The sequence below is a fragment of the Eionea flava genome, assembly GCF_055393785.1.
Map to the genome: position 1 here is coordinate 967,908 of NZ_AP036018.1, position 26,501 is coordinate 994,408.

Genomic DNA, 26,501 nt, shown 5'->3' on the forward strand with positions numbered 1-26,501 from the left:
TTATTGATGTAATAATAAAATGTGAGTGTTATTTATGACCGCCACTGTAACTGATACACGGCTTGACGCTGCCGCTAATGATACTGTGCTAACGACAAAAGGGATCGATGCCTTGCAGCGTTTGCAGCAACCAAAAGCGACCAGTGCTGGCCCTTACACAGTGCGATTTGCACAAACCGTAGAAGAAGTGCAGGCTGCGCAAGCATTACGTTATCGTATTTTTTACCAAGAAAAAAAGGGGAGCCCTACCCAAGAAATGCGGGTGGCTCAACGGGATATGGATGAGTGGGATGACGGTGGCTTCCACGTTATAGTGCTAGATACCCGAGCAGATAAACAACCGACCATTGTGGGCACATTACGCTTGTTTGATAGTCAATGTTTAGCTCCTCAACAGCATTTTTATACCGAAGAAACATTTGATCTACAGCGTATTAAACATCACTTTGGGCGAGCACTAGAACTCAGCCGATTTTGCATCGATCCTGATGGTCGGGGTGGTGTGATTTTAATGTTGATTTGGAAATACGCTATGAGCTTTATCCAAGATAACCATATTCCCGTAATGGTGGGCTGCGCGAGCTTTTCGGGTATGGATGTGGATGAGCATTTACCTATTTTGAATTATTTATATGAGCATCACCTTGCCGATATTGCACTTAGGCCAGAGCCTAAGGTCAATGATTACCTTAATCTAACAGCGCTTTACAAGCCTTCGGTATGTTGGGATGATGCTCAAAAATCGATTCCCACACTGTTGCGTGGTTATCTAAAGTTAGGCGCAAAAGTTAGTGATGCAGCCATCATTGATCCAGCATTTAATACAGTCTATGTGGCGATTTATGTTGAAACGCAATCTATGTTAAAAACAAACCCTAATTTGGTCACCCATGTCTGATAATGTTACCAATGAGAATCACAATGGTGCGGGTAACACGCCTGATATAACACCGTTAAGTACCGCCAAAAGACCTCTATTTCACTCCTTAAAGGTGATCCTTTCCACGTTGCTGCTCGTTGCGTGGTGCGTGTTAATGCTGCTTATCTACTTTTTTTGGAGACTATTTCGTTTTCGTTCCATCGAGCGCTGTTACTTTATTTTTCATACGGGTTGTTGTTGGTTATTTAATTTGCGCTGTCACGTGTCGGGTAAAATTTCTAAACATACGCCCACCTTATTCTTATCTAACCATGTGTCTTATTTAGATGTTTTTGTATTAGGAAAATATGTACCAGCCTATTTTATCGCTAAATCAGAAGTAGCGAGTTGGCCAGTATTGGGTTGGTTGGCTAAGGCACAAAATACCTTGTTTTTTGAACGTAATAGTAAAAGGGTGCGCGGGCAGATGCAGGTGATGTCCGATCACTTTAACAGTAAGGGTAATCTTATTTTATTTCCCGAAGGCACCAGTACCGATGGTGAGCATGTCAAGCCATTTAAGTCGAGTTTATTGCAGTCGGTAGAGCTGAGTGAAAGAGATGTGACTATTCAGCCGGTAACGCTGATATATAAAAAATATGACGGTGATTTAATGACTCGTGAGCGCCGTGATCAATATGCTTGGTATGATACGATGCCATTTGCCCCCCATTTTTTTACTGCGCTGGGTCTTGCGCGTGCAGATGTGGCATTAGTTTTTCATCCGCCTGTTAAACTCAACGATTTCGCTAATCGAAAAGATTGTGCCGCTGCATGTCAGCAACAGGTTGCAATTGCGCTGGCTGATCATTTATCGTCTTAATGGCGTTGTTCTCATTTCTCTTTGGCTTTACTTATGTCACCTGCACTTACTGTCCTCAACGATACCTTTGGGTACGATGCATTTAGAGGTCAGCAGCAAGCGATTGTTGATGCAGTGATCGCGGGTGATGATGCACTCGTCATCATGCCCACAGGTGGTGGTAAATCTCTATGCTATCAAATTCCTTCCTTGGTTCGTTCTGGCTGTGGTGTGGTTATCTCCCCGTTAATCGCGTTGATGCAAGATCAGGTGGATGCACTGAAAGAACTGGGTATTCGAGCCGGTTTTTTAAATTCTACGCAAACAGCGAGTGAGAGCCATCAAGTAGAGAGTGATTTAGTCGGTGGTGATTTAGATGTTTTATATATAGCACCCGAACGGCTGAATCAACATCGTACGGTTAATTTACTGCGACAAGTAACGGTTGCTTTATTCGCTATCGATGAAGCTCACTGCGTTTCACAATGGGGGCATGACTTTCGTTCAGACTATTTGCGCTTACAACATTTGGTAGAGACTTTCCCTGATGTCCCCCGCATTGCATTAACCGCAACGGCAGATGCGCGTACTCAGCAGGAAATTACTGAGCGTTTATCATTGAGTAATGGGCAGCGTTTCGTTGCTGGTTTTGATCGCCCTAATATTTTTTATCAAATTGAGCTAAAACAGCAGCCAAAGCAACAATTACTGAGCTTTATCAAAGAGCAGCATGTTGATGACAGCGGTATTGTTTACTGCCTGTCACGTAAGAAAACAGAAGACATTGCTGCCTGGTTAACAGCGCAGGGTTTTACCGCATTAGCTTATCATGCGGGTATGCCGCATGAGCAACGAGCCAAGCATCAACAGCGCTTTTTGCGCGAAGATAATATTATTATCGTCGCGACGATTGCCTTTGGTATGGGTATTGATAAACCCGATGTTCGATTTGTTGCACATTTAGATTTACCTAAAAGTATCGAGGCTTATTATCAAGAAACAGGGCGAGCAGGACGCGATGGTGAACCGGCTAATGCATGGATGGTTTATGGTTTAGAAGATGTCATTAAACTGCGCGAGATGATGGGATCTGCTGTAGGTGGCAGCGATGAAAAAAATGCATTTAAACGCATAGAACATCAAAAGCTTGAAGCTATGCTTGGTTTGTGTGAAATAACCAGTTGTCGCCGGTATGCATTGCTGAATTATTTTGGTGATAATTCAGCAAGTCAATGCGGACATTGTGATATGTGTAAAACCCCTGCGAAAACATGGGATGGCACAGAGGCGGTCCGAAAAGCGATGAGTTGTGTTTATCGCACGGATCAACGCTTTGGTGTGAATCACCTAATTGATGTGTTGAGCGGTGCTAATAATGAAAAGATACAACAATTTTCACATCAAAAATTGAGTGTTTATGGTATTGGTAAAGAGTTAAATAAAGTACAGTGGCGTTCGGTATTTCGACAGTTGATTGCTCGAAATTTTTTACAGGTTGATTTTGCTAATTTTAATCGCTTGTTATTGACCGAGAATTGCCGGCCGGTATTGCGCGGTGAAGTGACTGTTGAGTTGCGTAAAGACACAATTAAAAAATCTGTATTACGTCAGTCTGCTACTTCAACGAAAGATTTACTAGACGGAGTAAAGTTGGAGTTATGGACTTTGTTACGTGAATGTCGTTTAGATCTCGCTCAAGCCAAGGGCGTGCCTCCCTATGTTGTTTTTCACGATAGCGTACTGATGCAAATGGTTGAGGAAATGCCGCTAACAGAGCAGCATTTCTCGCAGATGAACGGTGTGGGTCAAAAAAAATGTGATCAATACGCAGCGGCATTTATGAGTGTACTGAGTACCTTCGCAGAAAAACAAAAAAATCGGCGATATGGTACTGAAGAGTTATCAGTAACCGTGCTAGAGACTTATCAGTGTATCAATAATAAGATAACTCCAGAAAATATTGCCGCGCAGCGGCAGCTAGCTGTGTCTACCGTATATTCACATCTCGCACAATTAATTCGACATGAAAAAGTGCAGTTACGTGACGTGATAACGATAGAAGAAGAGGATATTAAAAAAATTGAGGCAATGTTTGTCGATTGTGGATTAATGGATGAAACATCGAAGTTAAGACCAGCCTACGAGCGCTTGCTAGAAGTTTATCATTATAATATTCTGCGCTGTGTCCATGCTGATTTTTTACGTCGGTTGTAAATTTTTAACATTTTTTCTATTGTTAGTAGGTAGGCCAGTATTTATTTGATTTTCAGAGTTTCAACTCAGTGCTAGCCATAAACAGCGAATCTATGTTTTCAAAGTTAACAGGGCAGCAGTGTCCGTTCATCCACTATTTTCTGTAACATTCAATGATGAAAACTATTATTTTATATAGCACGTTAGGTTGCCATTTATGTGAATTGGCTAAAGAGCAATTAGCGCCTTTGCTGGAAGAATGTAGTCTATCCTTACAGGAAATAGATATCGCTGACCATGCCAATAGCGAGCAATTACTGTGTTTATATGGCGTTAGAATCCCCGTGATACAACTGGCCAATGGAGATGACAGTTTACCTAGCAATGAACAGCTAGACTTAGGCTGGCCTTTTGATACGAATATCGCTCGTCTATGGTTAGTGGAGCAAGGTGTTGTAAGTCGTTAAGTGTTAGCAATGCATGCTTTTTATTTTTATACGGTTTGTTCTTTACTCCAGTAAATGCTATCTAAGTAAGCCTGAGTAATGGCTTTATTATCGATATTATAATCTTCGAGAAGTGCCAAATCTTTTTTAGTGAGTTTGTCTTCTTGATAGTGACTTGCCAGCCGTAATACCCTTCCTTTTTCACCTTGATAATGTAGAAGAGCATCAATAAGCTCTTTTCTTAGTGCCAGTTTTTGAATTAATTCTTCTAGTGGTGTGTCAAAAAACGCATCGATCATTGAAAATAGGCCTACGGTAAAGTAGCCGTCAGGCGAAGTTTTTTTGGTGATAATTTCTCCGAGTAGTTCGCAAAATTTTGCCCTAACCATGGCGGTTTCGATTAATACTTTTGGTTTATTGTCTAGGCTACCTAATGCCAGTAGATTAATCCAGTTGCGCAGATTGTTTAGCCCTAGGGTGACAGCTGCTTGTCGAATAGAGTCGACTTTTTTAACTTGAGCGTACATGCCAGAGTTTAGTGTACGTAATAAGTTATAGCTCAGCCCAGCATCCGCCGATATCGTGTTAATGACATCATCAAAGTCGACCTCGACCGCATTTAATTTTCCGATAAGTTGAAAAACAGAGGTGGCATTTCGCGACATTTTTTTGCCGGAGAGTATTTTAGGTTTCGCAAAAAAATAGCCCTGAAATAATTCAAAACCTAATGCTTTACATTCTTCATAAACTTCGTATGTTTCTACTTTTTCAGCGAGCATAGTAATTCCCCGCTCTTTCAGCTTAGGGATATAATTTGCCCATGTTTGTGGTGCCTGATCCAGTACATCTAGCTTAATGATGTCTGCACAATCAATCAGTGATAGTGTTTCTTTCGTTAAGCAAAAATCATCGAGTGCAATTTTATACCCTTTACTGCGTAGGTTTTTTAGTGACTTTAGTAGTTCAGGTGTTACTTCTTGATCTTCTAGTAATTCAATGACGAGCTGCTTAGGTGATAGCGGGGGTAAGTTATTAATAATAATGTTGCTGGTAAAATTAACGAATGCAAGCTGTTTGCCGATCACATCGGTAATCGATAAATCGTTATAAGCGGCTAATAAAACATCAATAGTTGCGCTATCTTGGTTGTCAATTACGGCATTATTGCCATCCCCATTCATTCGATATAACAACTCAAACGCAACCACCTTAAGGCTGCTATTGCAGATAGGTTGCCTAGCAATTAAATGGGAATGTGTCATAACGGGGTCTCTGAAAATTCATTTTTTCTGAAATAGCAGCGCTGTATCCATACTAACTATTGTATGTACTCTATTGAGTGTAGACGATTGTTCGAAGTTTAATGAAAAATTTGGCAATTCATGTGCGATATGACGGCTATCGTCTACACTAAAAATAGTTATGATTATTTTTACCCTTGTGGTCAGCCATTGGATTTATTGCGCTTATGTCAAATTTACTTGAAAGTATCGATTCACGAACCAAACTCGTTGGTGAAAACCGTCTAGAACTATTGATGTTTAGACTAAAATCGCAGCAAATTTTTGCAATCAATGTCTTTAAAATTCAAGAGGTTGTACAGGTTCCCCCGTTAACCGAGATGCCCCATAGTCACCCGGCTATTTGCGGGGTCGCGCATCTGCGTGGTAAGGCGATTCCCGTGATTGACCTAAATATTGCGATTGGTCGTTCACCCTTAGAGAAAGATGAAAGCTGTAATCTTATTGTGACGGAATATAATCAATCGGTGCAGGGTTTTTTAGTGGGCCCTGTTGACAGGATTATTAATCTTAATTGGGAGTCTATCTTGCCTCCACCTAAAGCATCGGGTAAAGAGCACTTTCTAACGGCCTTTACTCGTGTTAATGATGTTATTGTGGAAATTTTAGATGTGGAGCGTGTCTTGGCCGATATTATTCCGCCAACGACAGAGGTATCCGAGGGAGTTATTCAAAAAGGCCTTGTTGAGTTAGTTGGTGATAAAAAATTAGAAATTCTATCGGTGGATGATTCACAAACTGCTCGTCGCCAAATTATCGAAACCGTAAAAAATCTGGGCTTAAATATCGAGGTGATTACGGCTAACGATGGCCTTAAAGGATTAACCAAATTACAAGGTTGGTCCGAAGAGGGTATTGATGTGAATGAGAAGCTGCTGATGGTAATTACCGATGCAGAAATGCCAGAAATGGATGGTTATCGAATGACATACGAAATTCGTAAAGATCCTAAGTTGAAAGACTTACATATCGTGATGCATACCTCTCTCAGTGGGAGCTTCAACGAAGCGATGGTTGAAAAAGTCGGTTGCAATGGCTTCTTATCCAAGTTCCGCCCAGATGAGCTTGCAACAATTGTACAAGAGCGTATTCGAGAGGTTTACGATAAATAGTATCTGCTCATCTTGAGTGGTGGCTGTTTACTGGCTATAAACAGTCTTGCCCGTGATTCATGCTAAAACTTCGAACAAAAAACAGGCTATCTCTTCTGCTCTATCGGTGTAATTTAGTTAAGAATGCACTACAGGTAGTCTTTATAACAGAGCATTCGCTTCTGCTAAGGTTAAAAGATCAGATGCTTTGCCCTGCCGATAATTATAAATAACTTCATAAGACAGCACATTTTGTACGTATTTTCGCGTTTCTTTAAAAGGGATGATTTCTACCCATACATCCAGTGGCAACGAGGCGTTAGATCTTTTTAACCATTGTTTAACTCGATGTGGCCCAGCATTATATGAAGCAATTGCCAGCGCACGGTTATCATCATATTGCGCGAGTAAACCGGTAATATAATGGCTGCCTAATGAAATATTATATTTAGGATCAAACAGCTGACTTTTCTTATAAGCGAGCCTCGCTTTTTTGGCCGTTTGTTTGGCCGTAGCAGGCATTAACTGCATTAACCCTCTTGCGCCAACGCGTGAGGTGGCATCAAATTCCCAAGCACTTTCTTGACGAGCAATAGAGAATACCAGTGAACTGGGGATATCGTATTTTTTAGCCGTGTAGTCGATAATATCTTCATGCACAATAGGAAAGCGAATACGTAGGTCATCCCAGTAAGCCGCACCAGCCATAGCTTCAATAGCTTTTCGATTCCAACCCCATTGGTCGGCAATTTGTGCGGCGGCAATAAATTCTTCAGTAGATAGGTTTTTCACGGCATATCGCCACTCCCTGCGAGCGCGATGCATATCTTCCATTATGAAAAACTCTCTGGCGCGTAAAAAAGCGCCTGAAGCCGATAGCGCGTCAATGAGAGAAGGGTTAATCGGTGCTGGTTTGTCTTCATACTGGTAATCAGTACTTTGCCTATCCGACGCAAGAAATCCATAAAAACTACGTGACTGTGAAAGCTGCTGATAAATATTCTCGGGTGACGTTTCAGCGCTTTTTTTCGCGAGTAACAGCGGCGATTCTAAAGCGCGGGCACGCCAATATTGCCAGCGGTCAGAGGCAATAAGTTCATCAGGTAGCTGGTTAATCCATACATAGATCTCACTCCATGCTTGTTTTGCCAATAGTTTTCTTAGTAAATATTCGACCTGATCGGCTCGCTGGTCAACCGGTAGCGCCTTGAGCAAAGGTTTAGCCAGCTCAAGTTCACCTTGGCGAATCAGTTGCCGGGCAATGCGTTGATTTAAACGAATACTAGCTTCTTGAGAAAAGTCGTAGGTCGTTTGAAATTGTTGGTAAAGTTGCTGTGTTTTAGCAGGCTCTCGGTAAGCGTAGCGATATAAACCATGTTCAATAATGTCTACGATATGCCGAGAAACAGCATCATTAGCCGGTTGATATTCAAGAACCTTGCCGTTGTTTGTTTTGAGTTTTTTACTGGTGACAACACTGACTTTTTCGGGTGATTGGTGTACGTCTGAATACAAGTTCGCTAAATAGCGATTGCTGGCATCCATTTTACCATGCAGGTATTTGGCAAGTGACGTGTTACCCTTATTGATGGCTAATGTATAGCGTTGCCATAGGTTTTCTTGGTTTAAATGGCCTCGTTTTTTCCATTCTGCAAATACGGGATCGCAGGCTTTAGGTCTTGATTGGCTACTTAGCCATAATTGATCGACTGTATCGGTATCTAGCGTGCCGTCACTGTAAATTTGTGCTTGCAAGGAAAGGCACTTAAGGTCGGTTTTCTTCACACTATCCCGATAATAACGTTTATAATCCGGCCAGTTTTTTAACTCGGCAAGATGATATAGCCATTTTACGCGTAATCGCGTCGCTAAATAGCTATTTTCATATTGCTTGAGAAACTGGGTGATAGTCTTTTTATTGCTAGTAGAAATACCCGTTACGCCGTATTTATTAATGCTTGCGACCTTTTTTCGGCTGTCCAAAGCGAGGCTGAGTTCGCCATAGATAAGATAAGGGTGTAGAGGATAGTCGACCAGTTGATCTCGGAGTGTTTGGTAGCCCGTGTAGTCTCTATTTTCAAACGCTTGTTTGGCTTTTAAATATAAAGAGCGTTGAGTAGCGAATACATCACTGGGTATATTTACGGCCGAACCCGCTGTAGCGTCTACCTTACTCAATACCGTGTGGCTGTAAAACAGTGTGCTCAAAAGAACGACAGAGTAGGCAATTCCTCGCTGCGATAAGCCTGTGCGCCGAGAGCTATCCTGATGTAGAGGATATGTTCTTATGGGTAAGGAGCCAACAAGAGGAAGTGATACCCACTGGCGTGCTATTTTTTTTATAGAGTCAAACATAATCACCTTGGCTAAAACGAATGATCTAACATCAAGAAATCTACCGAGTAAATCGATGTCGTGTACAGTACGACGAGGCACGTATTGGCTAGGTAGTTTTCCTATTTATTAACGATAGCGGCTATAGCGCTGCTCTTATTCTTCACATAGTGTAGCGGTAATGTTTTACGATAATGTAACAGCTTGCTCTACCGATCTCTAGCGGTAACCGATAAACCTTATGGAATTAATCAAGTTTGAACAATGTTCACTGCACTATGGTGAACAAGTATTGATGGATAATATTGACTTGTCCATTCACAAAGGGCAAAAAATTTGCCTAGTGGGGCGTAATGGCACCGGTAAATCGACCTTATTGAAGTTGATGATGGGGGCGGTAAAGCCTGATGGCGGTTCTATATGGCGGCGCCAAGGGTTGCGGATTGCCTATTTAGAGCAAGACCTTCCTACAGCCGACGAATTAACAGTTTATCAAGTGGTTGCTTCTGCCTTTGAAACATTAGGTGAAAGCCTGACTGCATACCGACAGCTCTCTCTTACTGCTCACGATAGCGCCTCACTCGACGAATTAGCGCGTTTGCAGCAAATTATTGAAAACGAAGATGGTTGGGTATTACAGCAAACTATTGAGGCGACTTTATCTCGATTTATGCTAGATCCTGATACCACCATGGGGCAATTATCTGGTGGTTGGCGTCGTCGTGTATTACTGGCTAAGGCGCTTGTGATTGAACCTGAATTGTTGCTTTTGGATGAGCCCACCAACCATTTAGATATTCAAAGTATCGAATGGATGGAACAACAACTCGATGCCTTTAATGGTGCGTTGGTAGTGATTAGCCATGATAGGCATTTGTTGCAAGTACTGGGCAATCGTATTGCCGAGTTAGATCGCGGTCATATCTGGTTTTACAACGGTAGTTATCAAGAGTTTTTGGATGGTAAAGAAAAGCGGCTGGAAGAAGAGGCGCGTCATAATGCATTATTTGATAAGCGTTTGGCCGAAGAAGAAGTGTGGATTCGTCAGGGGATTAAAGCACGTCGCACTCGTAATGAAGGGCGTGTACGCCAATTAGAAAAAATGCGTAACGAGCGCCAGCAGCGTAGAGAAGTACAAGGGAAATCCTCTTTTGTTATCGACAAAGGTGAGGCGTCGGGTAAGCTCGTCTTTGAAATAGATAACTTGCGGTATCGCTGGCAAGACGACCAACCATGGATTATCGATGATTTCTCGACCCGTATATTACGTGGCGACCGCATCGGTATCATCGGTAAAAACGGCACAGGTAAAAGTACCTTGTTGCAACTCATGTTACAAAAACTAGAGCCAACAGAAGGGCAGGCACGCCAAGGAACAAAGCTCTCAGTGGCTTATTTTGATCAGCAACGTAATCAGTTAGAGCTAGAAAAAAGTGCAATCGATAATATTGCTGGTGGTCGAGAGTACATCACTATTAATGGTCGTGATGTGCATATTATTAGCTACCTTAAAGATTTTATGTTTACCGGCGAGCGCGCACGTACACCGGTGAAAACCTTATCGGGTGGTGAACGTAATCGCATTTTATTAGCCAAGCTGTTTAGCCAGCCAAGTAACTTATTGGTACTTGATGAACCAACTAATGATTTGGATGTGGAAACCTTAGAATTATTAGAAGAGCGATTGCTAGATTATGATGGCACCATTTTGATGGTGAGTCATGATCGTGCTTTCTTAGATAATGTAGTCACCCATGTGTTTGTTTTCGAGGAGCAAGGACAGGTTAATAATTATGTTGGGGGTTACAGTTATTGGCAGGCACAATTTGCCAAGGCTAATCAACGAGAAAATACGCAGCGCTCGACTAAAGGCAAAGTCGCAAGCGATAAAAAAGATGTGATCAGCCAGAATAACGTTCAAGCGGTTGTTGAACCACCGAAAAAGCGCAGCTATAAAGTTCAACGCGAGCTCGATAGCTTGCCCGAAAAAATAGCCACGCAAGAAGCACGAGTGAATGCGATTAATGAACAAATAGCAGATTCGACTTTTTATGAATCAAGCAAGGCAGATGTGGATGCAGTGTTATCTGATTTAGCGGTTCAGCAAGCAGCGTTAGATCAGTTATACGAACGTTGGGAGGAGTTGGAATCATAATGGATAATTATTGGCCGCTCTTATTTATTATTGGTGCGATTGCTCTGGCGGTAGGCCCCGTTATGATGATGCAGCCGAGTCAGCGCATTCGCCGATTAACCGCGCTTAGGCAAGAAGCGGCACAGCGATCGATTCGTGTTCGACTTGAAACCTTAACGCTTGCGTCAGAAAAAAAAGAGATCGCGGTATATAGCTTATTGTTGCCATCCAGTGATACACCTAAGACATCACGTGCGTCGTGGACACTGCTTAAAAGAGATTATGCCCACGGTATTAACTTTTACGGGCAGTGGGAATGGGCAAACACTCAACATACCGCCCAGCCTGAACACCATGCGGCCTTACAAAGTATTGTTGATACATTGGATAATAGCATCGTGGGAATAGCATTAAGCCCGACGGCGGTGAATGTTTATTGGCAGGAAAAGCAATTGACGATTGATGATATAGAGCAATTATTAATACGCTGTCGAGACCAGCTCGTGTAGGGTTAAGTGTCGACTCAATTGTTGGTTGCTCCTATATTCTCACTGCTATATGCTCACGGCTGTTTTATAAACTCGTGGGCATTCTAAAACCTCGAACGTAAGCTGAATAGTCACCATAAATCTATAAATACAGGAACCCATACATCGTGGAAAATATTATCAGTGCCGGCGGTTGGCTAATGTGGCCGATTATTCTTTGTTCTATTGCGGTGGTTGCTATTTCAGTTGAACGCTTATGGACATTGAATACCAGTAAAATTGCGCCTAAAAACCAACTGGCTCAAGTATGGGGCTGGGTGCAAAACAATCAAATTGATGCTGCTAAACTGAGAGAACTTCGCCAAAGTTCAGAACTGGGCCGTATTTTGGCGGCAGGGTTAAGTAATGCGCAGGCGGGCCGAGAAGTCATGAAAGACAGTATTCAAGAAGCTGCTAGCCAAGTCATTCATGGTATGGAACGTTACGTGGGTGCCTTGGGAACGATCGCCGCTGTATCGCCTCTATTAGGTTTACTCGGTACGGTACTAGGGATGATCAAAGTCTTTGTCGCTATTGAGTTACAAGGCACAGGTAATGCAGGTGCTTTAGCCGGTGGTATCTCAGAGGCCCTTATTACTACGGCGGCGGGTCTGTGTATTGCAATTCCTGCCATGATTATGCATCGCTTTTTTGTGCGTAAAATTGACAGCCTTGTTGTTGTTATGGAGCAAGAGTCGGTGAAGTTGGTTGATGCTTTACATGCTGATAGAACATAGTTTCTGTTAAAACATAGTGCTCGTTAAAACGAAGAACTCTCAATCCATGACGACTCAATAGGCTTACGCAGTGCAATTTCGACGACAAACCAGTCAAGACGAACAGATTAATTTAACACCACTGATTGATGTGGTGTTTTTGCTGTTAATTTTCTTTATGGTATCGACCACGTTTACCAAAGAAACGCATCTGGAAATTAATCTGCCAGAAGCTTCATCAGACCCAGCAGTGGCTACAGAAAGCGACGTGGTTGATATTACCATTAATACCAACGGTGATTATGTCATTAACGGCAAAGCGTTGGTTAATCAGCAAGCTGATACATTACGTCGAGCCCTGCAAGAGCTGTCGCAAGGGGATAATAGTTTGCCGCTAACTGTCACCGCCGATGCTACCACACCTCATCAGTCGGTCGTTAGAGCGATGGATGTCGCCGGGCAACTAGGTTTTGCAAAGTTGCGTATCACCACACGACAACCCACGCCGGCTAATTAACTCTCTTATGGCAACACCACAGACTTCACGTACAGCTTCGTTATCGACATTTTTTCTAACGATGTGGTATCGCAAGCGCTGGTATGCGTGGTGTCTGCTTCCATTGTCGTGGTTGTATACTATTGTTGCGGCTTTGCATGCACATTGGTATATAAAACGCCGCAGGCCGTTAGCCGTGCCTGTGGTGGTAGTGGGTAATATTACGACAGGCGGTACAGGTAAAACCCCGGTACTTATTGCCCTAGCAAAAGCACTGACCCAAAAAAATGTGCAAGTGGGTATTGTGAGTCGGGGATATGGTAGCCAAGCGCCTTATTATCCTTATACCGTTTCTCTCGATGATACACCTAAGGTCTGTGGTGATGAGCCATTGCTTATTGCGCGCGAGACGCATTGTCCTGTAGTTATTGGGCGAGATAGGGTGGCCGCGGCTGAACAGTTAATGGCAAACTATAGAGTCGATATTCTATTAAGTGATGATGGCTTGCAGCACCACCGCTTGTCTCGACAAATAGAGATCGTTGTTGTTGATGGTGAGCGTGGTTTAGGTAATCACCTTTGTTTGCCCGCTGGTCCATTAAGAGAGCCGGCACGTCGCTTATCTCGTGTGGATTGGGTGCTGGTGAATCGTACTAACGCTCGAACAGAGCAATTGGCTCGTGCAGATACGACAGGGGCGGGTACTGCTAATGATAATCGCCGCGTACCCGTTAATGTGAGTTTACAGGCAACCGCTTGGCGGCATGTACTAACAGACACGCTGTATCCATTAATGCCTTTGCCGTGGCTTGAAGGGAAGCTACAACACGCACAGCATCAACCGTCTATACGGGCGATTGCCGGTATTGGTCATCCCGAGCGCTTTTTTAATACCTTAGCTCAGCTCGATATTTCTTGTGAGACCTTGGCGTTTGATGATCATCATAGCTACTCAGCCGAAGATTTTATCGGTTGGCAAGATGATGTTGTGTTAATGACCGAGAAAGATGCCGTAAAATATCATGCATTAAGTCAACAGCACGCCTTGCCTGCTAGCGGTTGGTCGTTAGTGGTTGACATCGATTTGCCACAAGCATTGATTGATCAGGCTTATCAGCAAGCAAAAGCCTGATAGTATTTTATTTTTTTACCGTTAAACAGATTAACTATTTTAGTGATCCCTATGCCATTTACTGTTGTCATTCCCGCACGCTTTTCTTCCACTCGTTTGCCCGGTAAACCATTATTGCCGATTGGTGATAAACCCATGATTCAGCATGTGTACGAGCAGGCATTAAAAAGCGATGCGCAGACAGTGGTGGTGGCGACCGATGATCAGCGGATTGTGGATGCAGTAGAGGCTTTTGAAGGCAATGTTTGTATGACATCGGATCAACATGTGTCGGGTACTGACCGCATTCAAGAAGTGGCGCAGCACTATAGTTTGGCCGATGATCATATTATCGTGAATGTGCAGGGTGATGAACCTTGCATTCCACCCGCTGTTATTAATCAAGTGGCGAGTAATTTATCCAGTAATCCTATTGCGGCAGCGGCCACCTTGTCAGAAACGATAACGGATAATGATAGTTTTACTAATCCGAATGTCGTTAAGGTTGTGTCAGATCACGCACAAATGGCTCTGTACTTTTCACGATCGATGATTCCTTTTCCTCGAGATGCTGTTGCCAATAAGGGTAGCGTAAAGAATATATCATTAGCGAGTTTGTCTCCGGTATTACAACGCCATATTGGTATTTATGCCTATCGTGTCTCTCTATTACATCATTTTGTGTCATGGTCTGTGTCGCCTTTAGAGTCGATAGAATGCTTGGAACAATTGCGAATCTTGCATCATTCACAAAAAATTCATGTTGAAACCGCTTGTGAACCCGTGCCTGGAGGTGTTGATACTCAAGAAGATATTGACCGTGTTAGGCAGGATATGAGCGTTAATTAACGGTATAGTTACCTATTCACAGATAGTTACCAGTATCGCGCCCTGTAAAAATAGAGAATGATTGTTGTTATATGCCTAAAAAGCCAGTCTCGCAAAAAGTAAAAAATAAACCTATCCGCGTTTTATTTGTATGTTTGGGTAATATTTGTCGCTCACCTACGGCCCATGCCTTGTTCCAAGCCTACGTTAATAAGCAGGGGTACGCCGATTCGATAGTTATTGATTCAGCAGGCACGGGAAGTTGGCACGCTGGCCATCCACCGGATGGGCGGGCGCAGCGCGTTGCTCTAGAGCAGGGGTATGATATGAGTGACTTACGTTCACGTACGGTATCGCCGGATGACTTTGAGACATTTGACTATATCTTGGGTATGGATAAGGAAAACTTTAAGCACCTTGCGATGATGAAACCGAGTAATTATCGCGGCGTGTTAGGGCTATTTTTAACGGAATCAGGTATCCATCACACCGAAGAAGTTCCCGATCCTTTTTATGGTGATCAACAGCATTTTGAACAGGCAATTGCTCTTATCCAAAATGGGGTGGCGGGCTTATTTAATCGTATAAAAGGCGATGGTTTACTGTCTAAAGTCTAATTATTGCTACTATTGAACGCATCGTACTAATGGAAAAAATAGAGATACAAGAACATATTTCACTGCAAGCGTACAACACATTAGCGGTTGATGTGTATTCGCGTTGGTTTGTTTCTGTTAGTCGGCTAGAGCAAGTGTATTCGGCTCTTGAATTTGTCAAAACACAGCAGTGTCCGCTTCTTGTTTTAGGCGGTGGCAGTAATATTGTGCTGACCGAAGACTTTGCTGGACTTACCCTGCATATCAATACGCAAGGCATTCAACTTGAAGAGGAAAGTGATACGCATGTGTTGCTCTCGGTAGCGGCGGGGGAAAACTGGCATAACACGGTCATGTATAGTGTCGACCAAGGCTGGTATGGACTAGAAAATCTAGCATTAATTCCGGGTAACGTGGGTGCCGCTCCAGTCCAAAATATTGGCGCTTATGGCGTCGAGGTCACGCAAAGTATCGAATATCTCGAAGCAGTGGATATTGAGACACAAACCCTAGTGCGCTTTGATAATGCCGATTGCCAATTTGCTTATCGTGATAGCGTATTTAAGCATGCCTTAAAAGATAAGATGATTATTACACGTGTGGTCTTTAAACTATCAAAAACACCGGTATGGTCACTTGATTATCCAGCGTTGCAGGATGCACTTGGTGATTGCGATCTCGATGCACTCACTAGTCATCAAGTCGCACAGGCAGTCATTGCTATTCGTCAAAGTAAGTTACCTGACCCTGCGAATATCCCTAATGCGGGGAGTTTTTTCAAAAACCCCATCGTTGATGAAACGGATTATCAAACACTGTGTCAGCAATACCCCAAAATGGTTGCTTATCCTCTAAACCCTAGTGATAGCGGTAGTAAGCGTTATAAATTGGCTGCTGGTTGGTTACTTGATAATGCCGGTTGGAAAGGGAAGTGGGTCAATCAAATTGCGATGCATGAGCGACAAGCACTTGTATTAACTAACCCTCATAAAAAGTCTGGTGGTGAGATATTGGCATTTGTAGAGCAAGTTGTGTCCGATATTCAACGTGTTTATGGTATTTGCCTTGAAGTTGAGCCTCGTATTTATGGTCGCCAGCGTCTAGAGTGAATATCCAACCGTCGCTTTTTGATGCCGTAGAGGGCAGTGGGAGTGATCAGTCTTTGCCTAGTGCCCGTGTATTAGGGGGAGGGCTGCAGATCATTTGTTTAGAGGGGGCGCACCTCGCGTATTTTCCCGGTTGGCTTAGGCAAACTGAGGTATTGTCGACCATTACCTCACCGCGCCATCAAACGCCTAATGAGGATATGCTTGCAGCTAAAGCATTAGTGTCTACCGAAGCAATTTTCCAAGCGTTAAAAAAACAAGTGGCATGGGAGCAAACCTCTATTCGTTTATACGGCAAAGCGGTGCGTATTCCACGGCTGAATGCTTGGTACGCTCAACCGCAATATGGCTATACGTATTCCGGTCAGTACTTTACTCCACATCCTTGGTTATCCGTACTTTTATCACTCAAATTGGCGATCGAACAGCAGATACAAACTGCGTTGTTAGAGACCTCTACATCACTGACCGATGGCTTACTGAACAGCGCTTTAGTCAACTGTTACCGTGATGGCCAAGATAGTGTGGCATGGCATAGCGATGATGAGCCTGAATTGGGTAACCACCCCACAGTAGCCTCGGTGAGTTTAGGTGCCGAGCGCATTTTTCAGCTGCGCCACAAGCACCATAAAGGTGAGTCTTATCGTTATTCATTGCCTTTACAAGATGGAGACTTACTTATTATGTATGGTGCGACACAACACAACTGGCAGCACCAACTGCCAAAAACACGTCATAAGGTCGGCGAACGTATTAATATTACCTATCGTCAGGTTCGTCATCCTCGATATTAACCTTGAGGTCTTTGCAAAAAAGCCATTTCACTCTCATGCAGTGCTTACCTCATAAGGGGGTACCGAGGTAAAATGTGCTCAATCGGTCATTTATCACGTATAAGCTTTATCTTGTCCTGCATTTTTGCCTCACTTAAAAGCGCCTACTTTTGGTGTCTGAGAGCAAAACCTTCTCCCGTGCAAAGGTCTCATCTTAGCTATCTAGTGGTTAAATTTTTTTAAAGAGTCAAGACTAAAGTCTAATTGGCAATTCTTGCAATTATTTTGATAAATTTATCTATTTTTGTGATTTGTTACACATAATTACTGAAAGTTAATTGAAAACGTTGAATAATGCGATCACTGCAAAGATTGTAGTGCCGCCCTTCTAAATACGGTATGGGTGCCTTGTAGATTTTTTCTTAGAAAAACGCCGAGGTTCAATTGATAAAAATAATAGTGGTTGATGACCACGACTTGGTTCGTACAGGATTATCTCGCATATTAGACGATGTTGAAGGGTTCTCTGTTATTGCTACAGGTGATAGTGGTGAAAAAGCCCTGAAATTGGCTCGTCAACTAGCGCCAGATGTGATGATGATGGACGTTAAAATGCCCGGTATGGGAGGTGTTGAAGCGACCAAACGTATTAAATTGGCGAATGGTAATATTAAACTGATTGCCGTCACTTCTTGCGATGATGACTTATATCCTAGTAAGCTCATGCGTGCCGGTGCATCGGCTTATTTAACCAAGCGAGCTACGCCTGAAGAAATGATCGAAGCCGTTAATAAAGTGGTTGCGGGTAAAACCTATATGAGTAGTGAAATTGCTCAGCAGCTCGCACTCAAAAGTTCTATCGGTACCGGCGGCCCTGATTCACCTTTCTCTGCACTTTCTGATCGTGAGCTACAAGTGGCAATGATGACAATTCGTGGTCAAAAGCCTAATGAAATCGCCGAAATACTTAATGTGAGTGCAAAAACGGTCAATAGTTTTCGTTATCGAATTTTTGAAAAATTTGATTTGAATAGCGATGTTGAGCTCGTCCTTTTTGCCGTTAAACATAAAGTGTTTGATGTTGATGCGTTGGAATAAATAGCCGCAGTTATTACGTAAAATCCAGCGTTATTATTTTTCTAAAAAACCTCGAAATCCCTCCTTAGGCGGTTTAGACTGACCGCCATGAATATCAACTTTGACCACCAGCAATTTCTTAAAACAGTGAGCCGCCAGCCCGGGGTTTATCAGATGTTTGATGAGAAAGATAACATCTTGTACGTGGGTAAAGCTAAAAATCTCAAAAATCGTTTAAGTAGTTATTTTCGGGTGACAGGCCTGCCGATTAAGACGCAGGTATTGGTCGAAAAAATTGCTAATATTCAAGTCACTATTGCCGACTCAGAAACGGCAGCTTTAGTACTTGAGCAAAATCTCATTAAATCATTGCGACCGCCTTATAATATTTTATTAAAAGATGATAAGTCGTACCCTTATATTTTTATTTCCGATGGCGATTATTCTCGTATTAGCTTTCATCGAGGAATGAAACATAAAAAGGGTGATTATTATGGCCCATTCCCGAATTCGGGCGCGGTGTATCAAACGCTTGCGTTTGTTCAAAAAACTTTTCGTGTTCGTCAGTGCGAAGATAGCGTATTTGCTAACCGCACGCGGCCTTGTTTACAGTATCAAATTGATCGTTGTACGGCACCTTGTGTTGGTCTAATTAATAAAGAAAACTATAAAAATGATATGCATCATGCGGCTCTATTTTTAAAGGGGCAATCGACCGAGTTAATGACACAACTCGCCGATAAAATGGAGGCAGCCGCTGCGTCTCTAGCATTTGAAGAGGCCGGTATTTATCGCGACCAAATATCGGCATTACGCCAGATACAAACTGATCACGATATAGAATCTAGCAAAGGTCAGATTGATATTTTCGCGATGGCAAAAAAGGGGGGGGCGCTATGTGTACACCTTCTATATATTCGTCATGGACGTATTTTAGGCAGTAAAAGTTTCTTTCCAAAAAATAAACTCGATTTATCCGACAGTGAGTTTTTAGCGGCCTTTTTAGAACAATTCTATATTGCTTATCAGCATCGTGAATTACCACAAGAAGTCATCATCAATTACCCTTTAGAAAATGATGAAAAAACAGTACTAGAACAAGCACTATTTGATCGCGGAGGACGAAAAATACCCATTCTTCAGCGGGTACGTGCACAGCGGCAAAAATGGTTAATGACGGCCGTTACTGCGGCTGAGCAAAACCTCATCTCGCATATCAATACTAAGCAAAGTCTACAGCAGCGTTTTGTTAGCTTACAAGAAACGATGCAGCTTGATGAACTCCCTCAACGTTTGGAGTGTTTTGATATTAGTCATACTTTTGGAGAGCTCACGGTTGCTTCATGTGTGGTATTTGACCAAACGGGGCCATTAAAGTCAGATTATCGCCGCTTTAATATTGAGGGCATTACAGAGAGTGATGACTATGCGGCAATGGAGCAAGCACTCTCTCGACGTTATACACGCCTACAAAAAGGTGAGGGTGTATTGCCTGATATTTTAGTGATTGATGGCGGTAAGGGGCAGTTGAGTATCGCTAAAAAGGTGCTCGCAGAACTAGGTGTTAATCAGGTAATGATATTGGGTATTGCCAAAGGTACTACGCGAAAAGCAGGTTTTGAAACGCTAGTATTGGAGTCAGGCCAAGAAAAGGTGCTTAATTCGGATTCGCCGGCACTTCACCTATTGCAAGAGATTCGTGACGAAGCCCATCGGTTTGCGATTACAGGCCACAAACAGCGTCGCGATAAAAAACGTAAAACATCAACGCTAGAGGGAATTCCGGGTGTTGGTGCCAAACGTCGCCGAGAATTGTTGAGGCACTTTGGGGGTATTCAAGAAGTTAAGTCGGCGAATGCTGAAGATTTAGCGAAAGTGGCGGGTATTAGCAAAAAAATAGCGGAAGACATTTACAGCGCCTTACATAATGAGTAACGTGCCCCCATCTATTGACGATCTTTCTTATTGAAGCGATAAAATAACTGAATGAACTTAGCCAATAAACTGACTTTACTACGCATTATTTTAATTCCGCTGATCGTGGTTGTTTTTTATTTACCTTACGATTGGCGTTTTATTACCGTGTCAGGCATTTTTTGTTTGGCAGCGGTGACTGATTGGCTCGATGGTTGGGTGGCGAGAAAATATAACCAAATGACAGCATTTGGTGCCTTTCTAGACCCTGTTGCCGACAAATTGATGGTTGCTACCGCATTGGTGTTATTGGTGGAGGTACATGACACCGCATTGTTTGCGATCCCTGCCATTATTATTATTAGTCGAGAAATTGTGATTTCCGCTCTGCGCGAATGGATGGCCGAACTAGGTAAGCGAGCCAGTATTGCAGTATCCGTTATTGGCAAGTTTAAAACCAGTGCGCAAATGGTAGCTATTGCAGTATTGCTAGCAGAAAACCCTGAAGCAACAACACTATTAACCCCGATAGGATATGTGCTGCTCTATATCGCCTCCATACTGACACTTTGGTCGATGGTAGTTTATATGAAAGCAGCTTGGCCAGATCTTATGTCTGGTAATCACCCATAATAATTTTACCCCACAATGCCCATCCCCCGTTTATGGTGCAAGAACGGCATCATAAAATAGTCAAGGGCGCACCAGCGAGAGCCAACAATACCATGCGAGTATTAAGGGCTGTGTTCAATCATGCTATCGCTAAATACGAAGATGCTGCAGGTAAAGCGGTGTTATCTATGAACCCTGTAGATCGACCGAGCATGGTATACCGTTGAGCGTCGGCGAACAGTTATCAAGACTACCGAGTTATCCGTTTTTTACCAAGCAACCGAAGTGTTATCCAATGAGGTGAGCTGGGACTATCTGCGATTCTTATTGTTTACCGGTTTACGAAAAATGGAAGCGGCTAGCATGATGTGGAGCCAAGTCGATTTTAAACAAAAAGCCTTCACTATCGCCAATACTAAAAACCGTGAACCCTATATTTTACCGTTAACAGACTATCTGTATAACTTGCTTGAATTTAGAAAAAAGCACAACCAATCACAATGGGTGTTTCCAAGTCCCCAAGATAGTGAGGAACATTTAAAAGGGCCGCGTGGTTCTGTAGCTATGGTATCTAAATCACTGAATGCACCGTTCACATTACATGATCTTAGGCGCACGTTTATCACTATTGCGGAGAGACTTGATATACCGGCATATGCACTTAAACAACTGTTAAATCATAGGAACCCTAATGATGTGACGGCTGGGTATATTATTTCGGATGTCTCGAGGATTCGAGAACCTATGGAGAAAATTAGTAGCTTTATTATTCTTAATTTAGAAGGGGTAAGTTATGGGTAGGCGAGCAATATCTTTAATTTCTTATAATCCATTTACAGATCAAAGAATTGATCCGATTGATACTGATGATATTTATAAGAATAAAGGTATTCCAGGTTATATACATGATGCTGTTCGTCGAGCTAAAGACTTGGTTGGCGATATTTCTCTTGAAGTGCTTAAGGAATATGTATTGAAGGTTGATAAATATCTAAGGTTAGGCGCACCTTTTCAAGCAACGATAGATAGATTAAATAATTCTTCTAGAAATTACTGTTCTGCAAATCAATCTGATGAGCTAAGAGATGTTTTAGAGTACGCTGATCACGATGAACCTGAAGTTAATAAGCCTATTCTTTTTGGTGTATTAACTTTATCACTGGCGGGTGTTTCGTCTTTTTCTTTTTTCATGCTTCAGAAGAGTTCAGCTAGTGTGTAAGATTGGTTTGACATGACCTTTTTAAAGACCTATTATTGGGTCATATAAAACACATCTTTTGAGGTGATTCCTATGATACATCCCATATTATCTGATGCAACAACCAGCATTTCTGAACTCAAAAAGAATCCTATGGCGGTAGTTGAACAGGGTGAAGGTTTCCCTGTCGCCGTCCTTAATAGAAATCAACCCGCATTCTATTGTGTTCCTGCTGAGGCGTATGAAGCGCTTATGGATAAACTTGAGGATATGGAGCTTGCCGCACTGGTTAGTGCGCGTCGTGATCAGGGGGAGGTCGAGGTGAATATCGATGACCTATAAGCTTACTTTCAAGGAAGAGGCATTAAAAGAATGGAAGAAGCTTGATGGCGGTATTCGCGGGCAATTTAAGAAAAAATTGAAAGAACGTTTAGTGTCGCCTGTTGTTGAGTCAAACAAACTTAGTGGTATGAAAAGTTGTTATAAAATTAAGTTGCGTAGTTCGGGTTTTCGTTTGGTTTATGAGGTTAGAGATAAAGAGTTGGTTGTTTCTGTTGTTGCTGTAGGCAAGAGAGAGCGTAACTCGGTTTATAAGGCGGCGGTAAAGCGCATTTAATGCTGGTCATTAAATTTAAGCTGTAAAAACGGGTGGAAATGTAAATTTCTACCCTTTTTTGTGGCCAACAAGCAAAGCGCGTTAGTTGATTATGATAACCAGTGCTCGCCTTTACTGTCAGGTGAATACTCATATTTGTCTGTAGGGTCTAGTTCAGGGTTTACAAGCAGATTCAATTCATCGTACATAAGGTCTAGCTTTTTATCGGTCTCCATCAGCATAGTCAGCGACTGTTTCAACGTATGAAAAGCTGATTCTTGGCTGATTTGTTCATCATATGGTAGTCCGTTGCCATAACTTTCCACAATAGTATTGATCATATGTCTTGCTGTTAAAAATTGATCTTTCATGTTTTCGTAAAAGAACATTGATGTCGGTGACGACTCGTTGAAGTCAATCCCCTTGTTTTGTCTTTCCAGTTGCGTTTTTAACTCGGTTGTAAAATGCTTTCTGCCTTCATTATTTAGTTGCTCGTATAAAGCGGCTACTTTTTCGGGCGCTATTGTTTTCATGTCTACGGTGATGGTTCTGCTCATAATGATATGCCTATGTTGATGATTTGAAGGGTGGTGGGGTTGATTTGAGAAGTTAACGGGCATGAAAAATCGACACGATTGAGTGAATCATGTTGTTTGGGTTGAAATAATGAAAATATAGGGGTGCAGGAGTTCGTAGTAGAAATGTCTACGGCTCTACATCATAAACGGGGGACACCGGTATTTATTAAACTTGATTTTCTGACGATCAATTTAATAGAGGCAACCGATGTCCCACGCAGAAACCATTATAGGCCTTCCCGGTCTTAAAATAGAACGTGTTTACCGTAAACCTGCATTTGAAGTCTGGGCTAAGCCCACTCATCGACCTCAATGCTTGTATTGTCATCGTCATGGATTAACCATTAAGGCGACTCACCAGCGCACCATTAAACACACTCGACAAGGCAATCAGGTGATGACTATTCATCTCCAAGTGCCCAAGTATTACTGTGCGCATTGCCATCGCTATTTTCGTCACCGTTTCACGGGCATACGTCCTCGTTATCGCGCGTCTGAAGCGTATCGATTGGAAGTCTTTGAGGCACATGATGGTGGGGTCACTCAACGTAAATTATCACGGACACACCAGATAAGCCCTGCCACGGTTGAGCGCTGGTATCACCACCACATTGCCCTCAAGCGATCTGAAATGAGTCACCGTCCTTGCCCTCGTGTATTGGGTATCGATGAACACTTCTTTACGCGTAAGAAAGGCTATGCGACTACGTTTGTAGACTTGAGAAATCACAAGGTGTTTGACGTCAAGTTGGGGCGCTCAGAAGCCAGCTTACGTCAGTATTTAAAGGGCTTAAACGAGCGCGACAAGGTACAAGTGGTGGTGATGGATATGTCTGAGACTTATCGTCGTATTGCTCAGCGTTACGGCTCTACATCATAAACGGGGGACACCGGTATTTATTAAACTTGATTTTCTGACGATCAATTTAATAGAGGCAACCGATGTCCCACGCAGAAACCATTATAGGCCTTCCCGGTCTTAAAATAGAACGTGTTTACCGTAAACCTGCATTTGAAGTCTGGGCTAAGCCCACTCATCGACCTCAATGCTTGTATTGTCATCGTCATGGATTAACCATTAAGGCGACTCACCAGCGCACCATTAAACACACTCGACAAGGCAATCAGGTGATGACTATTCATCTCCAAGTGCCCAAGTATTACTGTGCGCATTGCCATCGCTATTTTCGTCACCGTTTCACGGGCATACGTCCTCGTTATCGCGCGTCTGAAGCGTATCGATTGGAAGTCTTTGAGGCACATGATGGTGGGGTCACTCAACGTAAATTATCACGGACACACCAGATAAGCCCTGCCACGGTTGAGCGCTGGTATCACCACCACATTGCCCTCAAGCGATCTGAAATGAGTCACCGTCCTTGCCCTCGTGTATTGGGTATCGATGAACACTTCTTTACGCGTAAGAAAGGCTATGCCACTACGTTTGTGGACTTGAGGAATCACAAGGTATTTGACGTCAAGCTGGGGCGCTCAGAAGCCAGCTTACGTCAGTATTTAAAGGGCTTAAACGAACGCGACAAGGTACAAGTGGTGGTGATGGATATGTCTGAGACTTATCGTCGTATTGCTCAGCGTTACTTTCCTAATGCGATTATTGTGGCAGACCGCTTTCATGTGGTTCGACTGATTAACCATCATTTTTTGAAGGTGTGGAAAGAGCATGATGCAGAGGGAAGAAAAAACCGAGGGCTCATCAGTTTGATGCGTCGTCACCAATGGCGATTAACCCCCGAACAGCAAGCGAATCTGATGGATTATTTAAGTGACTTTCCGGTGTTAAAAACGCTGTATGAAGCAAAGCAAAAATTGATGAGATTTATACTGCTCAAAACACTCACAGCCCGCCGTACACGTGAAAAATTACCCAGCTATTTTGAGTTGTTGGAGCAACTGAAAAATAGTCCACTACGGACACTCGCCAACACACTCACCTCGTGGATGGAGCCTATTGTCGCTATGTGGCGTTTTAGTAAAAGTAATGGCATTACGGAAGGGTTTCACAACAAGATGGAGATGATATCAAGACGAGCTTATGGCTTTAGGAATTTTGAAAATTATCGATTAAGAGTTCTAGCTCATTGTGGCTGGGATGGTATTATTAACCGAGTGAGATAAATGCCTATCCCCCGTTTATGTTACAGAGCCCAGCTTCTAAGTTTTTGATTTTTCTAAAGATAAATGGTGCCCGGGGCCGGACTTGAACCGGCACGATCTTGCGATCGGGAGATTTTAAGTCTCCTGTGTCTACCAATTCCACCACCCGGGCTAACAGGAAGGTATTTTTATAGTAGGTTTGGTTTACCTACTTGCTGAATGTTGTCATCAGCGACATGTGGAGGCGCGGGTCGGAATCGAACCGGCGTTGACGGATTTGCAATCCGCTGCATAACCACTCTGCCACCGCGCCTCATTTTCAATCAGCTAGGTGAAGCAATTGCATTGCTCTAGTGCTAAAAGAGCGGCGCATTTTATACTAAGGTTTTTGAAATGCCTAGCGTTTTTTTGACTATTTATCTTGCGTCCTGTGTTTTTTAGCCGTTAGTGTGAATCTTGAACAGTTAAAGGCCTTGTTTAATTTGAGCGGGTGTTAAATGTCACATATCAATGTTGGTGATGCTCAATGTCTTGGTGATTACGTTGTTTGATGTGATAATTCGCTGCGTTGAGGCCATATGCATAATGGCACAGTTTTTGGAGTCCGTATGAAACCAATGAATCAATATTTTACATCGACGTTTATTATGATCATATTGGTCATTATTGTAGTGATCGCTATGGCGTATACCTATCATCAAGATAAGCAATATCGTTATGTGCTTTTAGAAAATCAACGTTTATTGCTTGAGTTAGATGACAAATCTATGCGTTTGCAGGAAGCTGAAAAAACGATTGTTGCTTTAGAAAAGAAAAGTGTTGAAGGGATATTAAAAGAGACGAACAAGGTGGTTGTATCCGGTTGGGAGACGCTACTCGATACAGTTAAGGGTGAGTTGGATAAGGCGAAAGAACGCATTAATAATGAAGCCGAAAAGCTTCTCAATGATGAGTCTGTGCCTGCTGAGAGACAAGCGTTCCCACCCTTTGATGAATCGCCAGTCCCTGTAATTAAAGGCGAAAGAACCTAACCCTATAT

General features: G+C 42.8%; 27 protein-coding genes and 2 tRNA genes. 24 read left to right on the top strand and 5 right to left on the bottom strand.

What is annotated here, in order from left to right:
- Positions 1-34 precede the first annotated feature (34 nt).
- From ACZ5O6_RS04430 to ACZ5O6_RS04445, 4 genes are all read left to right on the top strand, one after another.
- Entirely contained in the window at positions 35-898 is an 864-nt protein-coding gene (locus tag ACZ5O6_RS04430; RefSeq protein ID WP_447092833.1) for a GNAT family N-acetyltransferase, read from the top strand.
- Positions 891-1,742, top strand: a complete 852-nt coding sequence (locus ACZ5O6_RS04435; protein ID WP_447092834.1) for a lysophospholipid acyltransferase family protein — start codon at positions 891-893, stop codon at positions 1,740-1,742. The genes ACZ5O6_RS04430 and ACZ5O6_RS04435 overlap by 8 nt, the downstream gene beginning before the upstream one ends.
- A gap of 33 nt (positions 1,743-1,775) precedes the next feature.
- Positions 1,776-3,935, top strand: coding sequence for a DNA helicase RecQ (gene recQ / locus ACZ5O6_RS04440; RefSeq protein WP_447092835.1), 2,160 nt, complete (start codon positions 1,776-1,778; stop codon positions 3,933-3,935).
- 152 nt (positions 3,936-4,087) lie between these two features.
- Positions 4,088-4,381: a glutaredoxin family protein gene (locus ACZ5O6_RS04445; RefSeq protein ID WP_447092836.1), complete on the top strand. Its 294-nt coding sequence runs from the start codon at positions 4,088-4,090 to the stop codon at positions 4,379-4,381.
- A 26-nt stretch (positions 4,382-4,407) separates the two neighbouring features.
- Here ACZ5O6_RS04445 and ACZ5O6_RS04450 read toward each other — a convergent pair whose 3' ends face one another.
- On the bottom strand, positions 4,408-5,622 hold the full coding sequence (locus ACZ5O6_RS04450; protein WP_447092837.1) for an EAL and HDOD domain-containing protein: 1,215 nt from the start codon (positions 5,620-5,622) through the stop codon (positions 4,408-4,410).
- 206 nt (positions 5,623-5,828) lie between these two features.
- On the opposite strand from ACZ5O6_RS04450, the gene ACZ5O6_RS04455 reads away from it, so the two are divergent.
- A complete protein-coding gene (locus ACZ5O6_RS04455; protein ID WP_447092838.1) occupies positions 5,829-6,773 on the top strand; it encodes a chemotaxis protein CheV in 945 nt (314 codons plus the stop codon).
- A 141-nt stretch (positions 6,774-6,914) separates the two neighbouring features.
- On the opposite strand, the gene ACZ5O6_RS04460 is transcribed toward ACZ5O6_RS04455, so the two are convergent.
- Positions 6,915-9,107: a transglycosylase SLT domain-containing protein gene (locus tag ACZ5O6_RS04460; RefSeq protein ID WP_447092839.1), complete on the bottom strand. Its 2,193-nt coding sequence runs from the start codon at positions 9,105-9,107 to the stop codon at positions 6,915-6,917.
- A 220-nt stretch (positions 9,108-9,327) separates the two neighbouring features.
- Between ACZ5O6_RS04460 and ACZ5O6_RS04465 the strand changes: the two genes are divergently transcribed.
- The 16 genes from ACZ5O6_RS04465 to ACZ5O6_RS04540 all read left to right on the top strand — a co-directional run bounded on the left by ACZ5O6_RS04465 (position 9,328) and on the right by ACZ5O6_RS04540 (position 22,790).
- The gene (locus ACZ5O6_RS04465) at positions 9,328-11,241 is read left to right on the top strand and encodes an ATP-binding cassette domain-containing protein (RefSeq protein ID WP_447092840.1); all 1,914 of its coding nucleotides are present in this window, start codon (positions 9,328-9,330) and stop codon (positions 11,239-11,241) included.
- Entirely contained in the window at positions 11,241-11,729 is a 489-nt protein-coding gene (locus ACZ5O6_RS04470; RefSeq protein ID WP_447092841.1) for a hypothetical protein, read from the top strand. The genes ACZ5O6_RS04465 and ACZ5O6_RS04470 overlap by 1 nt, the downstream gene beginning before the upstream one ends.
- A gap of 146 nt (positions 11,730-11,875) precedes the next feature.
- Positions 11,876-12,484: a MotA/TolQ/ExbB proton channel family protein gene (locus ACZ5O6_RS04475; RefSeq protein WP_447092842.1), complete on the top strand. Its 609-nt coding sequence runs from the start codon at positions 11,876-11,878 to the stop codon at positions 12,482-12,484.
- 70 nt (positions 12,485-12,554) lie between these two features.
- Positions 12,555-12,980 carry an ExbD/TolR family protein gene (locus ACZ5O6_RS04480; RefSeq protein WP_447092843.1) on the top strand — a complete coding sequence of 142 codons (426 nt, stop codon included), beginning with the start codon at positions 12,555-12,557 and terminating at the stop codon, positions 12,978-12,980.
- 7 nt (positions 12,981-12,987) lie between these two features.
- Positions 12,988-14,091, top strand: coding sequence for a tetraacyldisaccharide 4'-kinase (gene lpxK / locus ACZ5O6_RS04485; protein WP_447092844.1), 1,104 nt, complete (start codon positions 12,988-12,990; stop codon positions 14,089-14,091).
- Between the two features lie 51 nt (positions 14,092-14,142).
- Positions 14,143-14,919 (top strand): 3-deoxy-manno-octulosonate cytidylyltransferase, encoded by a 777-nt coding sequence (gene kdsB / locus ACZ5O6_RS04490; protein ID WP_447092845.1) that lies wholly within the window; start codon positions 14,143-14,145, stop codon positions 14,917-14,919.
- A gap of 71 nt (positions 14,920-14,990) precedes the next feature.
- A complete protein-coding gene (locus ACZ5O6_RS04495) occupies positions 14,991-15,515 on the top strand; it encodes a low molecular weight protein-tyrosine-phosphatase (RefSeq protein ID WP_447092846.1) in 525 nt (174 codons plus the stop codon).
- 29 nt (positions 15,516-15,544) lie between these two features.
- On the top strand, positions 15,545-16,603 hold the full coding sequence (gene murB / locus ACZ5O6_RS04500) for a UDP-N-acetylmuramate dehydrogenase (protein WP_447092847.1): 1,059 nt from the start codon (positions 15,545-15,547) through the stop codon (positions 16,601-16,603).
- A complete protein-coding gene (locus ACZ5O6_RS04505; RefSeq protein ID WP_447092848.1) occupies positions 16,600-17,394 on the top strand; it encodes an alpha-ketoglutarate-dependent dioxygenase AlkB family protein in 795 nt (264 codons plus the stop codon). Before murB ends, ACZ5O6_RS04505 begins: the two co-directional genes overlap by 4 nt.
- A 423-nt stretch (positions 17,395-17,817) precedes the next feature.
- On the top strand, positions 17,818-18,471 hold the full coding sequence (locus ACZ5O6_RS04510) for a response regulator (protein WP_447092849.1): 654 nt from the start codon (positions 17,818-17,820) through the stop codon (positions 18,469-18,471).
- Between the two features lie 87 nt (positions 18,472-18,558).
- Positions 18,559-20,385, top strand: coding sequence for an excinuclease ABC subunit UvrC (gene uvrC / locus ACZ5O6_RS04515; RefSeq protein ID WP_447092850.1), 1,827 nt, complete (start codon positions 18,559-18,561; stop codon positions 20,383-20,385).
- Between the two features lie 51 nt (positions 20,386-20,436).
- Positions 20,437-20,997 carry a CDP-diacylglycerol--glycerol-3-phosphate 3-phosphatidyltransferase gene (gene pgsA, locus ACZ5O6_RS04520; protein WP_447092851.1) on the top strand — a complete coding sequence of 187 codons (561 nt, stop codon included), beginning with the start codon at positions 20,437-20,439 and terminating at the stop codon, positions 20,995-20,997.
- 264 nt (positions 20,998-21,261) lie between these two features.
- Positions 21,262-21,777, top strand: coding sequence for a tyrosine-type recombinase/integrase (locus ACZ5O6_RS04525; RefSeq protein ID WP_447092852.1), 516 nt, complete (start codon positions 21,262-21,264; stop codon positions 21,775-21,777).
- Entirely contained in the window at positions 21,770-22,195 is a 426-nt protein-coding gene (locus tag ACZ5O6_RS04530) for a hypothetical protein (RefSeq protein ID WP_447092853.1), read from the top strand. The genes ACZ5O6_RS04525 and ACZ5O6_RS04530 overlap by 8 nt, the downstream gene beginning before the upstream one ends.
- A gap of 72 nt (positions 22,196-22,267) precedes the next feature.
- Positions 22,268-22,516 carry a type II toxin-antitoxin system Phd/YefM family antitoxin gene (locus ACZ5O6_RS04535; RefSeq protein ID WP_447092854.1) on the top strand — a complete coding sequence of 83 codons (249 nt, stop codon included), beginning with the start codon at positions 22,268-22,270 and terminating at the stop codon, positions 22,514-22,516.
- Positions 22,506-22,790 (top strand): type II toxin-antitoxin system RelE family toxin, encoded by a 285-nt coding sequence (locus tag ACZ5O6_RS04540; RefSeq protein WP_447092855.1) that lies wholly within the window; start codon positions 22,506-22,508, stop codon positions 22,788-22,790. The genes ACZ5O6_RS04535 and ACZ5O6_RS04540 overlap by 11 nt, the downstream gene beginning before the upstream one ends.
- 89 nt (positions 22,791-22,879) lie before the next feature.
- On the opposite strand, the gene ACZ5O6_RS04545 is transcribed toward ACZ5O6_RS04540, so the two are convergent.
- Positions 22,880-23,326, bottom strand: a complete 447-nt coding sequence (locus tag ACZ5O6_RS04545; RefSeq protein ID WP_447092856.1) for a hypothetical protein — start codon at positions 23,324-23,326, stop codon at positions 22,880-22,882.
- Between the two features lie 229 nt (positions 23,327-23,555).
- Here ACZ5O6_RS04545 and ACZ5O6_RS04550 point away from each other — a divergent pair, with 229 nt between their 5' ends.
- Together ACZ5O6_RS04550 and ACZ5O6_RS04555 are read left to right on the top strand one after the other, a co-directional pair.
- Positions 23,556-24,227 carry a transposase gene (locus ACZ5O6_RS04550; protein WP_464283544.1) on the top strand — a complete coding sequence of 224 codons (672 nt, stop codon included), beginning with the start codon at positions 23,556-23,558 and terminating at the stop codon, positions 24,225-24,227.
- Positions 24,228-24,289: 62 nt separating this feature from the next.
- A complete protein-coding gene (locus tag ACZ5O6_RS04555) occupies positions 24,290-25,483 on the top strand; it encodes an ISL3 family transposase (protein ID WP_464283545.1) in 1,194 nt (397 codons plus the stop codon).
- A gap of 64 nt (positions 25,484-25,547) precedes the next feature.
- Here ACZ5O6_RS04555 and ACZ5O6_RS04560 read toward each other — a convergent pair.
- Positions 25,548-25,634, bottom strand: a tRNA-Leu gene (locus ACZ5O6_RS04560).
- A gap of 67 nt (positions 25,635-25,701) precedes the next feature.
- Positions 25,702-25,775 (bottom strand) — tRNA-Cys (locus ACZ5O6_RS04565).
- A gap of 295 nt (positions 25,776-26,070) precedes the next feature.
- Here ACZ5O6_RS04565 and ACZ5O6_RS04570 point away from each other — a divergent pair.
- Positions 26,071-26,493: a hypothetical protein gene (locus tag ACZ5O6_RS04570; protein ID WP_447090648.1), complete on the top strand. Its 423-nt coding sequence runs from the start codon at positions 26,071-26,073 to the stop codon at positions 26,491-26,493.
- Positions 26,494-26,501 lie beyond the last annotated feature (8 nt).